This is a genomic window from Streptomyces sp. NBC_00285 (assembly GCF_036174265.1).
In the GTDB taxonomy this organism is placed as follows: domain Bacteria; phylum Actinomycetota; class Actinomycetes; order Streptomycetales; family Streptomycetaceae; genus Streptomyces.
Window position 1 is genome coordinate 3,495,584 of the sequence record NZ_CP108055.1, and the last position, 14,076, is coordinate 3,509,659.

A 14,076-nucleotide genomic window follows, 5' to 3' on the forward strand; every position below is an offset into this window, starting at 1 on the left:
GTGCCCACCTTCAGCAGACGACATGTCCTGGCCACCAGTGCCGCCCTCGGCGTCGGAGCCCTCGGCGCCACCGCGACTCCGGCCACGGCCGCCCCGGCGGGTTACCGCGGTGCGGGCGGGCGCGAGGAGACGCGGACGCTCGACGAGCTCTACCAGGCCGCGCTCGCGGAGGGCGGGAAGCTCGTCGTGTACGCTGGCGGCGACACCCCCACCCAGCAGGACGGCACCAAGGCGGCCTTCAAGGCCCGCTTCCCGGACATCGACCTGACGCTGATCGTCGACTACAGCAAGTACCAGGACGTCCGCGTCGACAACCAGTTCGCCACCGGCACCCTCGTCCCGGACGTCGTCCAGCTCCAGACCCTCCAGGACTTCACCCGCTGGAAGGGACAGGGCCGCCTGCTGAACTACAAGCCCGCCGGATTCTCGAAGGTCTACGACGGGTTCAAGGACCCGCAGGGCGCCTGGGTGGCCACCACCGCGCTCGCCTTCAGCTTCATGTACAACACGGCCGCGGTCGGTTCGCAGACACCGCTCACCCCGCGTGACCTGGTCGACCCGAAGTGGAAGGGCAAGATCGCCTCCTCCTACCCGCACGACGACGACGCGGTGCTGTACCTCTTCACGCTGTACGTGCAGAAGTACGGCTGGGACTGGGTGGCGAAGTTCGCCGCCCAGGACGTGCGGTTCGCGCGCGGCAGCAACACCCCGGGCGATGCCGTCTTCGGCGGGCAGCAGGTCATCGGTGTCGGCACCGCGGGGTCCGCGGTCAGCACCTCTCCCGTGACGTTCGCCATCGACGCCGGACATCCGTTCATGGCCTGGGGCCAGCGCGTGGCCGTCCTCAAGCAGGCGAAGAACTCCACGGCCGCCAAGCTGTTCCTCAACTGGCAGCTGTCGAAGGAGATGCAGAACGCTTCCTTCAACGGCTGGTCCGTCCGCACCGACATCACACCCCCGGCGGGACTGAAGCCGATGTGGGAGTACCCGAACGCCCACGTGGACGGCTTCCCCCGCTTCATGGAGGACCGCGCCGCGATCGAGCGCTGGAAGCAGACCTTCGCCCTGTACTTCGGCGAGGTCAAGGGCGACCCGACGCCCGGCTGGTTGGGACTGCACCCAGGGGTATAGACGTGGGGCGGGTGCGTCGGCCGGCGCGCCCGCGCCCGCGCCCGCCAGACCTGACACTCTGCCGCCCCGGGCTCGCAGCGCGAGGAAATGGGCGGTCTTGGCCCGCCGCGCCCACTGCGCCAGTTGCCTGCGCTCAGCTCGCGCAGGGCGACGACATCGTGCCCATCCCGGGCACCCGCAGCTCGCAGCGTCTGGAAGAGAACGTGGCCGCCGCGCAGGTCACGCTCACATCCGAGGACCTCGCCCGCGTCCAGGAGATCCTGCCGCACGGATCGGCCGGCTCCCGCTACCCGGCGGCCATGATGCCGACCTGGCAGTAACAACATGCTCGGGTCAGGTGGCCAGGCCTGCGTCGCGGGCCACGAGGGCGGCTTGGACGCGGTTGGTGACCTCCAGCGCGGTCAGGATGCGGCTCACGTGGGCCTTGACGGTGCTCTCGCGCATGGCGAGACGGGCGGCGATGTCGGCGTTGGTGTCGCCCTGGGCGAGCAGGGCGAGTACGTCGCGTTCGCGGGGGGTGAGCCGCTCCAGCCGGGCCTGGGCCGCGGTGACCTGGGGTTGGTTGGTGGCGTGGTAGCGGTCGATGAGGCGGCGGGCCGCGGCGGGGTGGAGCATGGCCGAGCCGGCGGCCACCAGGTGGACGGCGCGCAGTATTTCGGCGGGGTCGGTGTCCTTGAGCAGGAATCCGTCGGCTCCTGCGGCGAGGGCGTCGTAGACGTATTCGTCGAGGTCGAAGGTGGTCAGGGTGATCACCTTCGGCGGGTGGGGCAGGGCTCGCAGGCGGGCGGTGGCGGTGATGCCGTCCATGCGGGGCATGCGTACGTCGACGAGGGCGACGTCGATGCGGTGGGCGGTGGCCTGTTCGATGGCTTTCAGGCCGTCGGGGGCCTGGGCGACGACCTCGATGCCGGGGTCGCCGTCCAGGAGGTCGGCGAGGCCGAGGCGGACCAGGGCGTCGTCGTCGACGATCATGGTGCGGATCATGTGCGGGTGCCGTTCTGTTCGATGCCGGCGGGGTGGGGGATGCGGGCGGCCAGTCGCCACGCGCCCGCGCCGGCCGGTCCGGCGTTCAGGCTGCCGCCGAGGGTGGTGACGCGTTCTCGCAGGCCGACGAGTCCGTAGCCGCTGCCGACGGTGTCCGTGCGGGGAGTGCCAGGAGGGTTGGTGACCTCGACGAGGGTGGCGGGCGGCCGGTAGTCGATGCGTACCGTCACCGGAGCGCCGTCGGCATGCTTGCGGGCGTTGGTCAGTGCTTCCTGGACGACGCGGTGCACGGCCAGGCGGTGGGTGGTGGGAGCCTGCTCGGGAAGGCCGTCGGTGGTCAGCTCGACGTGCTGGCCGGCGGCGCGGGCCTCGGCCGCCAGTTCCCCTACGTCCCCCATCACCGGTGTGAGCGCGGCGCCGGCCGGCGGGGCGTCGGGGTCGCGCAGCACACCGAGGACGTCGCGCAGGTCGGTGAGGGCCTCGGCGGATGCCGTGCGCAGCAGACCGAGCCGTTCGACGACCGGTGCGGGCAGCATGTCGCCCTTGGTGGCCAGCACGCCGGTGTGGAGCGCGATCAGGCTCAGGCGATGGGCCAGGACGTCGTGCATCTCGGCGGCGATACGGGAGCGTTCCGCGATGCGGGCCGCTTCCTCGCGCAGCTGCGACTGGACGCGCAGGTGCTCGACGTCGGCTGCCAGTGCCCGGACCAGGCGGCGCCGGCCACCCAGCCACAGCCCGACGAGGACGGCCAGCGCAGGGAGGAGCAGCGTGGACGCGTAGGTCTGCGCCGTCCACAGGGAGGTGGCCCGGTAGCTGAGCAGGTTGGCGCCCAGGGCGGCGACGGCACATCCCACCGCCACCCGCGCCCGGCGATCCACGGCCAGGTCGAACAGGGCGACTGCCAGCAGCGGCAGCAATGGCCATCCCCACCATGCCGTGGCCACGGTGACCAGCAGCGGCGCGACCGGCCGGCGCAGTCGGGGCACGAGCAGGGCCACTCCGCACACCAGCGCCGCGGTGATGACGGGGACCAGGTGGCGCCCGTCGAACGAGATGTCGTTCGACGCGGCGGCCAGTACGCACAACCCCACGAGTGCGCCTCGCCCGTAGGCCGCCCATCTGCGGCCTTCTCTGCTGCTCACCTGGCCCATGCTAGGCAGACCGGTGCGCCGTTCGGTCCGGCGGTCGGCGATGTTCATCCCCTACTTTCGTAGGGGGAAGCCGTCGCAGAACGGCGGATCCGATGCCGGTCGCTGCTTTCTAGCGTTGATTCCATGAACGACTGGACCACCTCCCACGACCGTGTCCTGGCGCAGCGCAACGCCGAAGGCTGGATGTTCCTGATCGAGGCAGCCCGTGATCTGCGCACCACGGGTGCCATAGCCCCCAGCGGAAAGGCCCTGGCCCGCGCTCTGACCGATCCCGTACGGGCTCAGGCGCCCCGCCCGCTTGCGGTCCTGGAGGCCGGTGCCGGCACCGGCGCGGTCACCCGCACCCTGATACCCGCACTGCCCCGAGCCAGCCGCCTGGACATCGTCGAGGCGAACCCACGTTTCGCCGCGCGACTGCGCCATCTCGTCACCACGCATCCAGACCTGGCTGCCAGGCCCGCACAGGTGAACGTGCATCAGACCTACGTCGAGCAGCTCGACAGCGACCAGAGGTACGACGTGATCGTCTCGGGGCTGCCGCTGACCAATTTCCCGCCCGTGCAGGTCGAGCGCATCATGGCCCGCTACATGGAACTGCTCCACCCCGGCGGCACGCTGACCTACTTCGCCTACCTCGGCACCCGCAAGGCGCGTGCCCTGACGGCATCGCGAGCCGAAGCCCGACGCCACGCCGCCGTCGACGACGTCATGGCCGCCTACCAGCGCACCTACGCCACAGGCCGCTGGACGGTATGGGCCAACGTTCCCCCCGCCTACGTCTGGCATCTGCAACGCCCTCTCGTCTCCACGGAAACGGACCAGCCCGAACCGCAGACCGGCTGGGCGAGTCGGTGAACGCGCTCTCCGACATCCTCGGTCATATCTCGCCGGCCTCGGCGTACGCGGTGGTGGCCGCCGCCGTCCTGGCCGAGTCGATCCTTCTCGTCGGCGCGTTCATCCCCACGCTCACCCTGCTCCTGACCGCCGGCGCAATGGCCCGCACCGGCCCCCTCAGCCTTCCCTTCGTGATCGCTGCCGCGGCCGGAGCCGTGGTTGCGGGTGACTTCCTCGCCCACCGCACCGGCAGGTTCCTCGGTGCCCGGCTGCGCGGAGGCCGGATAGGCCGTCGGATACCGGATGCCGCCTGGCACCAGGCCGAGACGCTGATGACGCGCCACGGCGGCCGAGCGGTCTTCCTGGCCCGCTTCCTGCCGGTGGTGCGCACTCTCGCCCCGCACTCCGCGGGCGTCACCCGCCTGCCCTACCGCCACATCGCTCCTTACAGCGTCGTCGCCGCCTGTGTGTGGGCCACGGCGGAAGCAGGTGTCGGATACGCCGCCGCGACCTCTCTCCAGCGCGTCCTCACCCTGGGCGGCCCTGCCCTCGCCCTGGTCGCGCTGATCGTGATCGGGGGCGTGCTGCTGCGGCGAAGGAAGCGCCGTCCGCTGTCTGATGAAGCCCAGGAACCGGCGTCCGGGCCTGGGACAACGCCCACCGGCCACGTTCAGGCGGGCCGGACAAGGCCGGTGTCGTAGGCGAAGATCACGGCTTGGACCCGGTCCCGGACCCCGATCTTGGTGAGGATGCTGCTCACGTGCGACTTGACGGTGGATTCGGCGAGGGAGAAGCGTTCGGCGATCTCGGTGTTGCTCCAGCCGGTCGCGACGGCGGTGAGCACCTCGCGTTCGCGGTTGGTGAGGCGGGCCAGCTGACGTTGCTGTTCGGGCGTGTGGCCCGGCAGACGGCTGCCGAAGGCATCGATGAGCTTGCGGGTCAGACCGGGCGAGATGACGGCGTCCCCGGCGGCCACCGCGCGGATGCCGGCGACGAGTTCGTCGGGCATGGCGTCCTTCAGCAGGAACCCGGATGCTCCGGCGCGCAGGGCGTCGTAGGCGTATTCGTCGAGGTCGAAGGTGGTCAGGACCAGGATGCGGGAGCGTCCGCCGGACTCGACGATGCGTCTGGTGGCCTCGATGCCGTCCATGCCGGGCATGCGGACGTCCATGAGGACGACGTCGGGCTTGAGCTCGGCGGCCTTGCGGACGGCTTCGGCGCCGTGGGTGGCCTCGCCGATGAGGGTCAGGTCGGGGTGCTGTTCCAGCAGCATGCTGAAGCCGAGGCGTTGCAGGGCCTGGTCGTCGACGATGAGCACGGTGGTCATGTGCGGGGGTTCTCCGTTGTGGTCGTGTGGAGGGGCGGGGCGGTCAGGAGGCGGGCGTGGACGCTCCAGCCGCCTTCGCGGTTGGGGCCGGCGATGACCCGGCCCTGGTAGATGGCCGCGCGCTCGCGCATGCCGACCAGACCGCGGCCGCTTCCGGTGCTCCGTCTGCGGGACCGGGGTGCGCGCGGGGGGCCGGTGTCCTCGACATCGACGTGGACCGTGTCGGAACCGACGGCAACCCGGACGCTGACGGAGGTGTCGGCGGCGGCGTACTTGAGGGTGTTGGTGAGGGCTTCCTGGACGATGCGGTAGACGGCGAGCTGGAGACCGGGGGCCGGTGCGGTGAGGTCACCGTCGGTGCCGAGGGTGACGGCCGTACCTGCCGCGCGGACACGTTCGATCAGCGGATCGAGGTCGGCCAGGCCGGGCTGCGGGGCGAGCGGGGCATCGTGCGGCCGGTCGCTCTCGTCGCCGATGACGGCGAGGAGGCGGCGCAGTTCGGCGAGGGCACTGCGGCCGCTGCCGGCGATGATCCGCAGGGTCTCGGCACCGCGGTGCGGCTTCGCCTCGGTCAGGCCCGCGGCGCCGTCGGCCAGACCGACGATCACGGCGAGGGTGTGGCCGAGGATGTCGTGCATCTCCTTGGAGACTCGGGCGCGTTCCTGGGCGACGGCGAGTCGGGCCTGCTGGTCCTTCTCCTTCTGCAGGGCGGCGATGACGACGTTGACCAGGCGGGTGGCGAGACCGAGACCGGCGATGGCCGTCACGGTCACCACCCCCAGCAGGATGAGGATTTCCGGCCGTGCGGCGTACTGCAGCTGCCCGTCGCGCCAGAGCGTGGCGGCCCAGGCGACGAGCTGCGTCAGGGAGACGGCGACGGCGATGAGCAGCCGGCCGGGGGTGGCGAAGCGGCCGACGTTGAACAGGGCCACGATGCGGGCGACGTCGGCACTGGCGTTGGCGCCGTGGAGGGTCCCGGTGGACTCCGTCAGCACGGCGGTGGCGGTGACGAGCGCGAAGACCAGCATGGGCCTGCGCTCCCGCCACAGCAGCGGAACGGCCACGGCGACGGTGAGGACCAGCTCTTCGGAGACCCCGGATCCGCCGACAGGATGGAGTACGGAGGGCAGTCCCAGGGCGGCGCAGAACAGCGGTACGCCCCACCTCCGGACCCGGGGGTGGGCCCGGTCCGCCCACCGCCAGGACGACAGCCACGCGATGATCGACACGATGACACGCTGCTCGGCGTCGTTCGTCAGTGCCTCGGGCAGCTCGGGCCGGGAATCGTGTGGCGGCGTGGGGGTCAAGGTCTGTGCCCTTCGCGGTGCGGGCGGGCGGCGCCTGGGGCAGAGCGCCGACCGGGACCGATCGCTCTTCCGTGATCGTAAGAGGTCTTGCGCGGACGGGCCTGCCGGGCCCGGACCTCACCCTAGAAGCGGTATCGACGGGCGCTACGGCACCGTGGACGGGAATACGGCGACGCCGGCCGGTACCGGAGTACTACGTTCCTCCTCCTCGCGGCTGCTATGGGGCGATCGTGCGGAGCACGGCATCGGCCATGCCCTGCTCGCCGTGCGCGTTCGGGTGGACGGCGGCGGCCGGGCTGCTGGGCTGGAGGGGCTCTATCCAGCGGGTTTTCTGCGCCGAGCACGCGTCGTGGCCGACGGACGGTGAGTAGGTGTCGACGTACGTCACTCCCGCTGCCTCGGCCTGCTCGTGCAGCATGGTGTTGAGCTGCTCCCCCTTGTCGTGCAGGTAGCTCGCGTCGCCGGGTGCGAGGGGCAGCTCCCTGCCGCAGCCCTTCCCTCCGGCGGGCAGGATCGACGGATAGCCGACGACGTAGACCCGGGCCTTCGGCGCGCGCCGTTCGATCTCGGCCAGCGCCGCGGAAAGCCTTCGGCCGGTTGCCTGGATCTTCTGTTTCACTTCGTCGGTGCCGCCGTCGACGTACTGCTTCTCGCAGGGCGCGTCGTCGGAGAAGAGGCGGCCGCTGCCGGTCGCGCGGTACATCGCACCCATCGTGACGCATTTCGTGACCGTCGAGCCGAAGCCGATGTCGTTGCCACCGATGCCGAGGGTGACCAGTCGCGTCCGTGCCGAGAGGGCCGAGAGCTGGGCGGGATTGGTGCCGTTGGACGTCTTCTGCGGCGCGGTGAGGGCGCTGATGGTGGCGCCGCTGCAGCTGACGTCCCTGAAGTCGGCGGCGGGCACGCCGAGTTGGCGTGCCACCAGGGCGGGGTAGTTGTGGTCGGAGCGGTCGCAGCCGGCCGGTGTCCCTGACTGTCGGGGGATCTTCGGGCCGGAGGTGTAGGAGTCGCCCAGCGCGACGTAGGGCCCCGGCCTCGGTCGCTCGTCCTGGAAGCTGTCCCGGTTGCCGTCCGGCCGTCCGATGAGGACGGCGGTGAGCAGAACACCGCAGCTCACGATTCCGGCCAGAGCTGCGCGTGCGTAGGCTCCCATGGGTTCTCTCCTGTCGTCGTGGCGGTGCTGGATGGGGCGAGCACGTGGAGGACGGCGTGGACGGTCCAGCCGCCGTGCGGGTTGGGGCCGGCGGTGACCTCTCCCCGGTAGAGGGCGGCCCGCTCACGCATACCGACCAGGCCCCGGCCACCGCCGGTCGGGCCACGGCGGGCACGTGGCGAGCGGGGCGGGCCGGTGTCCTCGACGGTGAGGCGCACAGTGTCGGGGTCGACGGCGATGGAGACGTGGACCGAGGTGTCGTGGACGGCGTACTTGACGGTGTTGGTCAGGGCTTCCTGGACGATGCGGTAGACGGACAGCTGGAGTCCGGGGGCCAGACCGGTGAGGTCGCCGTGCGCGTGCAGGGCGACGGTGGGGCCGGCGGCGCGGACTCGGTCGAGCAGCGCGTCGAGGTCGGCGAGGCCGGGCTGCGGGGCCAGTGGGACGCCGTGCGATCCGTCCCGGCCGTCGTGGTCGTCGTGGTCGTCGCCTATGACGGCGAGCAGGCGGCGCAGTTCGGCCAGGGCGTCGCGGCCGCTGACGCCGATGAGACGGAGGGTCTGAGCGCCGCGTTCGGGCTTGGCCTCGGCGAGAGCGGCGGCGCCGTCGGCGAGGCCGACGATGACGGCGAGGGTGTGGCCGAGGATGTCGTGCATCTCCCGGGAGACGCGGGTGCGTTCCTGCGCGGTGGCGAGCCGGGCCTGCTGGTCGCGTTGTTTCTTCAGTGCGTCGATGTAGGCGTAGGCCAGCCTGAGGAGCAGGCCCAGTGCCGCGAACGCCGCCATGGCGACCATCACCATCAAGGTCACGGGCTCCGGACGCGTGACGTACTCCAGCTGCCGGCCGCGCCAGAAGAAGTAGGCCCATGCGACGAGTTGCACGAGGGTGACGCCCGTGGCGGCCGCCAGTTGGCGTGGGCTGCAGTGACGGCCGACGTTGAAGAGGGCAACCACCCGGGCGAACTCCGCGCCCGTCAGCACACCGAGAGGGAGGGACACGATCGAGACGGCCGTGGTGAGGGCGAAGACCAGCAGGGGGCGTCGTTCCCGCCACAGCAGCGGGATGCAGAAGGCGAGGACGATCGGCAGTTGGGGGTCGCTGACGTTGTGGGGATTGGCGTAGGCGTCGCTGCCGACCGCGAGGCAGAACACCGGGACCCCCCACCGCCGGACCCAGGGGTGGGCCCGGTCGGCCCGCCGCCACGAGGCGAGCCGGGAGACCACCGACGCGATCACCCGCTGCTCGGGATCGCTCGTCAGAGCCTGGAGGAACTGGCGTTCGTCCGGGTGTGGGGCGGGCGCGGGGGCACTCGGTGCGGGCACGGTGGTGGGCCCTTCGCAAGGTCGGGCCGCCCGCCGACCCGGGGGGATCGGGCCGGCGGGCGGGGCGGGGAGGACGGCCGGTGAGAGTCGGCCACCACGTCAGGAGCCGGTGCGGAAGCCGGTGCTGCGGCTCGCTGTCGTCAACTCCTGCGCAACGGGTTCTTCAGCAGCTTCCTGCGGGCCGGTGCCTGCGGCTCCGTCGCGTCGGCCTTCTGGGCAGGTGCCTGCGTCTCCGTGTCGTCAGAACCGCGGACGCCGGTGAAGGCTCGGGGGGCACGGTGGTCGTCCGAGCCCACGTGGACCGTAGCGGCGGCACCGGCGAGCACGGGTACGGACGCGGGCGCGGAGTCCGTCTGCTCGGCTTCGAGCGTGTGGCGCAGTTTCTCGCCCTCGACGTCCACGTTCGGCAGGATGCGGTCGAGCCACTTCGGCAGGGTCCAGGAGCGGTGGCCGAGCAGGGCCATCACCGCCGGGACGATGGTCATCCGGACGACGAAGGCGTCGAAGAACACGGCGGCGGCGAGTCCCAGACCGATCGACTTGATCAGTGCCTCGTCGTCGAGGAGGAATCCTGAGAAGACGGAGATCATGATGATGGCGGCGGCGGTGACCACCCGGCCGCTGTGTCGGAACCCCTGCACGATGGCCTGTATGGGTTCGGCGCCGTGGACGTACTCCTCCCGCATGCGGGAGACGAGGAAGACCTCGTAGTCCATGGCGAGTCCGAACACCACGCCGACCAGCACGATGGGCAGCAGGCTGACGATCGGCCCGGTCTGATCAACGCCGAAGAGGTCCTTCAGCCAGCCCCACTGGAAGACCGCGACCAGGACACCGAGGGTCGAGACCACACTGAGCAGGAAGCCCAGGGCGGCCTTGAGCGGGATCACGATCGACCGGAAGACCAGCAGGAGCAGGATCAGGGCCAGGCCGACGACGATGGCCAGGTAGGGGATGAGGGCGTCGGAGAGCTTGGTGCTGACGTCGATGTTGACGGCGGTCAGGCCGGTGACCATCAGGTCGGCGCCGGTCTCCTGGTGCAGGGCGCCGCCGTGGCCGCGGATCTCGCCCACGAGGTTCTTGGTGGCCTCACTGGTGCCGGCGCTCTTGGGGACGGCGCCGAGCAGGGCCACGTCGCCCGCCTGGTTGAAGGAGGGAGGACGGACGGCCGCGACATCGTCCAGCTTGCCCAGCATGGTGTACGCGTTCTGGGCGGCGGCCTTGGGGTCGTCGCTGTTGCGGGCGTCGACGACCACGGTGAGCGGCCCGTTGAAGCCCGGCCCGAAGCCCTTGCTGAGGGTGTCGTAGGCGATGCGCTGGGTGCTGCCGGGGGGCTTTCCGGAGTCGTCGTTCAGGGCCATCTTCAGGGACATCGCGGGGATGGCCACCAATGCCAGGCCGGCCACCGAGACCGCGAGCACCTTGACCGGGTTGCGGGTGACGAACTTCGCCCAGCGCACACCCATCGACTCGCCCTCGCCGCGCTCCAGCGCCTTCATGCGGCGGGTGTGCAGCTTGCCCTTCATGATTCGCATACCGGCGAAGCCGAGCAGGGCGGGCAGCAGGGTCAGCGCGATGACCACGGCGACGGCCACGGCGAAGGCGGAGGCCAGCCCCATGGCGGTGAGCAGGGCGATGCCGATGACGCTCAGGCCGCTCAGCGCGACGATCACGGTCAGGCCGGCGAAGACGACCGCCGACCCGGCGGTGCCCACGGCACGTCCGCAGGCTTCCTCCGGTTCATGGCCGTCGCGGATCTCGTTGCGGTAGCGGGAGACGATGAACAGGGCGTAGTCGATGGCGACGGCCAGGCCCAGCATCAGTGCCAGGGTCGTGGAGGACGAGGCCAGGTCGAAGAAACGGGTGGCGAGCGTGACCGACAGGACGGCCGCGGCCACCCCGAGGATGGCGGTGAGCAGGGGCAGTCCGGCGGCGATCATCGAGCCGAAGGTGATCACCAGAACAATGGCGGCGACCCCGACACCGATCAGCTCGGCCGCCTTGCTCGCGGCCTTGGCCTCGACGGCGTTGCCGCCCAGGCTCACTTTCAGGCCGGCCTTCTCACCCTGGGCTACGACGTCGCTCTGGACGGCGTGGGCCGCGCCGCTGACGTCGGCCTGGGTGACCTTGTAGGACACCTGGGTGTAGGCGATGGTGCCGGACCTGCTGACCAGGCCGCTGGTGAAGGGATCGGTGACGCCCGACACCTGCGGCGACTTCTCCAGCTTCGCCACGAGGGACTCGACCTCGGCCTTGTTGGCGGCGGAGGTGAGCTTCTGCCCGCTGGGTGCCTCGAACACCACACGTGCGGTGGCGCCGTCGGCGGAGGCCTGCGGGAACTCCTTCCGCAGCAGGTCGATCGCCTTCTGCGATTGCGTACCCGGAACACTCAGGGCCCCGGAGGAGGTGCCGGGCGCAGTCATGGCGCCGATGCCGATGGCGGCCAGGACGGCGACCCACAGCATCACGACGACGCGTCGTCGCCGGAACGCCAGCCGGCCGAGCCGATAGAGGAAGGTGGCCACGGAGTACTCCCACCAGGAGAAGAGATCATTGGGTGAGCCGGTCCTGACTGACCCGCGATCTCAACGTAGGAGCGGTATCGGGCAACCATCCCGTACCGCGGAACGGAATACGGCGGGACCCGTTAGTACCGCAGTACTACGCCCTGCCCTCTTCGAAGCACGCTGGTCGGCGACGCCCTGGCCGGCGGGAGACTTCCCGGCCCTCGAGCCGAACCGGCCGACATCATCGGACCAGACCTCGGCGCCCATACCCCCGAGGAACAGCGATCTCCATGAAGCCATGGGCTGCGCGGGGCGACGGCGGCCCACTCGAGCAGCTCATCGAACAGACCGGGCCGTTTTTCTGTTCGGGCAGTTTCCGCCCAGCGCGCACCAAGCCCTCGCGCCCCGGTGCGAGTTCCTCGAAGTTGCACCCGAACCTGGTCAGCAGTCCCGCACGGAAGCTTCCTGGGCGGCCGGTGGATGGCCCGCGGACGGTGGTCAGCAGACCCCTCCGAAACCCCGCGTCCCCAACATGTCCCCAGGATCAAAGGTCGAAGCCGCGGAGGCACTGCCGGCTCGTCGGCACAAGCCCTGATCATCAGCATTACCGCAGGTCAGCGCGACGTCTGCTCGGCGAGGGAGTAAGAGTCTCGCCCCGCTCAGAAGTCGCGAGCAGCGGATTCAGTCCGTCCAGGCAAACTTGACGGTCCGCCACCCAAAAATGAACGTTTCCGCAGGTCAGGAGCCTGCGCAGGTGGGGCGGGTGGGACTCGAACCCACGGCCGACGGATTATGAGTCCTTTGAGGATCTTGGCGGCCTTTGCCGATCATTGCCGATTCACGCCGTTCTTACAGGTCAGGCGTGCTGATCAGTGTCAGCCCTGTGCAGTGCTTGTCGGCCTGCTCCTGTCCTTGTGGCCCCTCAATGGCCCCTGGGAGTCGATGAGTTGGACGCTCACCACAGCAGCAGCCGCGTCCGCCCAGTTCAGCCGAGTGGCTGGAACCCTTCGCGCGACGGAGTCCCTTACCGACGCGCTGATGCTCCATCCCAGGCACCGGGGTGGAGCATCCTCCCTGACGTCAAGATGCGATCCCGTCCACCGGAACCAGCCTCAGACAGACCGGTCGCGTCCACAACCCACAACCCTGCCTGCGACTGAGGGCCAGAGACCGGGCTGCCACGTCGGTGAAGGTCATGCTGTCCCGGCCTTTGGCGACCGTCCTGTCACGCAGTAGCCGAAGGCCTGAGAGCCACGAAGGTCAGGTAGAACATACAAGTGAACGTACTGTGCTGCGCCGCCTGCGGGCTCCGTCTGACCGAGCCCGTCCGGCGGATCGACGAGATGCCCGAGTACCCCGGCTGGGACGGCAGGCCCGACGCGGAGGGACGACGACACGGCCCGGCGAGCGTGCCGCGCGGCGTCTATGTGGTCGATCCGCTGCCGTTCGGGGCGCCGTTCGAGCCGTGCGAGGACGAGGACGCGTACGACGGAATCGTGCCCGGCGGGATGTGGATGTCCGACGAGCGGGGCTCACTCGTCTCCGCCGGGCCGTGCGGCACGTACGTCCTGCACCCGCTCGACGTCGTCGACCTCGGCTTTCACCCCGACACCTCGCGCATCAGCGGTTGCTGTGGCCTGAGCCCGTACTACGGAGTCAATCGCGTCTGCTCGTGCGGAGCCGAGGTCGCCATCACGGCCTCCGACTGCTCGGGCGGCTACGAGACCCGGCTCGTCCCGGACACCGTCCGGGTGGAGTCCGCCCCATAAGCACCCATCGTCGCAACACCGCACCGCCCCGCGAGGACCTGCTCGCCACGGCCATGGAGATGATCGCCGAGCGCGGTCTGGAGAAGCTCACCATGGCAGCACTCGGTCTTGAGGCCGGCATGAGCAGCGGTGATCTCCTCTACTACTTCCACTCCAAGGACGAGTTACTGCTGCGCACCCTGGAGTGGAGCGAGGGGTGGTCGGCACCGAGCGCGGGCGGCTGCTCGTAGGGGCATCGTCAGCCCGCGAACGGCTCGACGCGTACGTTGGCCTGTACGTCCCCGACGGCCATCGTGACCCGCACTGGACCGCCGGAGGTCTGGAACCGCTCGAAGAGCGCCGCCGCCGACGCGGACGCCCACGAGCGCCAAGCCGCCATCGGGAGAGAGCAGGCAGAGCGCGTCCAGTTCCTCCGCGAGCTCGTCCCGGTGAGACGGGCTGGTTACCGAGTAGAGAAAATCGGCGCGTGTCGGCTCACAGAGGTGAAACACCCCGGCTGCGATGTACCCCTCCCACGGCGGCAGTGCCCCAGCGGCCCACCAGTAGGCCCGGGGCGTAGGGCGGCTGAAGGGTGGGGTCGCCTCTGCGTGA

Annotated in this window: 11 protein-coding genes and 3 pseudogenes; 6 read left to right on the plus strand and 8 right to left on the minus strand. The window is 70.4% G+C overall.

Translation table 11 applies throughout. The features are described from left to right. Both OHT57_RS16095 and OHT57_RS16100 read left to right on the plus strand, forming a co-directional pair. Positions 1 to 1,131 carry an ABC transporter substrate-binding protein gene (locus OHT57_RS16095; RefSeq protein WP_328747102.1) on the plus strand — a complete coding sequence of 377 codons (1,131 nt, stop codon included), beginning with the start codon at positions 1 to 3 and terminating at the stop codon, positions 1,129 to 1,131. A 137-nt stretch (positions 1,132 to 1,268) separates the two neighbouring features. After that, a pseudogene (locus OHT57_RS16100) lies at positions 1,269 to 1,451 on the plus strand (aldo/keto reductase); the annotation flags it as partial. Positions 1,452 to 1,464: 13 nt separating this feature from the next. On the opposite strand, the gene OHT57_RS16105 reads toward OHT57_RS16100, so the two are convergent. After that, positions 1,465 to 2,115: a response regulator transcription factor gene (locus OHT57_RS16105; protein WP_328747103.1), complete on the minus strand. Its 651-nt coding sequence runs from the start codon at positions 2,113 to 2,115 to the stop codon at positions 1,465 to 1,467. Further along, entirely contained in the window at positions 2,112 to 3,257 is a 1,146-nt protein-coding gene (locus OHT57_RS16110; RefSeq protein ID WP_328747104.1) for a sensor histidine kinase, read from the minus strand. Before OHT57_RS16110 ends, OHT57_RS16105 begins: the two co-directional genes overlap by 4 nt. Positions 3,258 to 3,389: 132 nt before the next feature. Between OHT57_RS16110 and OHT57_RS16115 the strand changes: the two genes are divergently transcribed. After that, positions 3,390 to 4,121 (plus strand): class I SAM-dependent methyltransferase, encoded by a 732-nt coding sequence (locus tag OHT57_RS16115; protein ID WP_328747105.1) that lies wholly within the window; start codon positions 3,390 to 3,392, stop codon positions 4,119 to 4,121. Further along, a complete protein-coding gene (locus tag OHT57_RS16120; protein WP_328747106.1) occupies positions 4,118 to 4,801 on the plus strand; it encodes a DedA family protein in 684 nt (227 codons plus the stop codon). The genes OHT57_RS16115 and OHT57_RS16120 overlap by 4 nt, the downstream gene beginning before the upstream one ends. On the opposite strand, the gene OHT57_RS16125 is transcribed toward OHT57_RS16120, so the two are convergent. From OHT57_RS16125 to OHT57_RS16145, 5 genes are all read right to left on the minus strand, one after another. Then, positions 4,771 to 5,427, minus strand: a complete 657-nt coding sequence (locus OHT57_RS16125) for a response regulator (RefSeq protein WP_266717383.1) — start codon at positions 5,425 to 5,427, stop codon at positions 4,771 to 4,773. The genes OHT57_RS16120 and OHT57_RS16125 overlap by 31 nt on opposite strands. Then, positions 5,424 to 6,734, minus strand: a complete 1,311-nt coding sequence (locus tag OHT57_RS16130) for a sensor histidine kinase (protein WP_328747107.1) — start codon at positions 6,732 to 6,734, stop codon at positions 5,424 to 5,426. The genes OHT57_RS16125 and OHT57_RS16130 overlap by 4 nt, the downstream gene beginning before the upstream one ends. A gap of 217 nt (positions 6,735 to 6,951) precedes the next feature. After that, positions 6,952 to 7,887, minus strand: coding sequence for an SGNH/GDSL hydrolase family protein (locus OHT57_RS16135; protein ID WP_328747108.1), 936 nt, complete (start codon positions 7,885 to 7,887; stop codon positions 6,952 to 6,954). Further along, on the minus strand, positions 7,848 to 9,209 hold the full coding sequence (locus OHT57_RS16140) for a sensor histidine kinase (RefSeq protein ID WP_328747109.1): 1,362 nt from the start codon (positions 9,207 to 9,209) through the stop codon (positions 7,848 to 7,850). The genes OHT57_RS16135 and OHT57_RS16140 overlap by 40 nt, the downstream gene beginning before the upstream one ends. Before the next feature lie 140 nt (positions 9,210 to 9,349). Beyond that, complete coding sequence (locus tag OHT57_RS16145; RefSeq protein ID WP_328747110.1) at positions 9,350 to 11,734, minus strand: MMPL family transporter; 2,385 nt, start codon at positions 11,732 to 11,734, stop codon at positions 9,350 to 9,352. A gap of 1,259 nt (positions 11,735 to 12,993) precedes the next feature. Between OHT57_RS16145 and OHT57_RS16150 the strand changes: the two genes are divergently transcribed. Together OHT57_RS16150 and OHT57_RS16155 are read left to right on the plus strand one after the other, a co-directional pair. Then, complete coding sequence (locus tag OHT57_RS16150) at positions 12,994 to 13,485, plus strand: hypothetical protein (protein WP_328747111.1); 492 nt, start codon at positions 12,994 to 12,996, stop codon at positions 13,483 to 13,485. Continuing rightward, positions 13,482 to 13,865 (plus strand): annotated as a pseudogene (locus tag OHT57_RS16155) (TetR/AcrR family transcriptional regulator); the annotation flags it as partial. The gene OHT57_RS16150 and the pseudogene OHT57_RS16155, both read left to right, overlap by 4 nt. Here OHT57_RS16155 and OHT57_RS16160 read toward each other — a convergent pair. After that, positions 13,866 to 14,009: pseudogene (locus OHT57_RS16160) on the minus strand (VapC toxin family PIN domain ribonuclease); the annotation flags it as partial. Between the last annotated feature and the right edge of the window lie 67 nt (positions 14,010 to 14,076).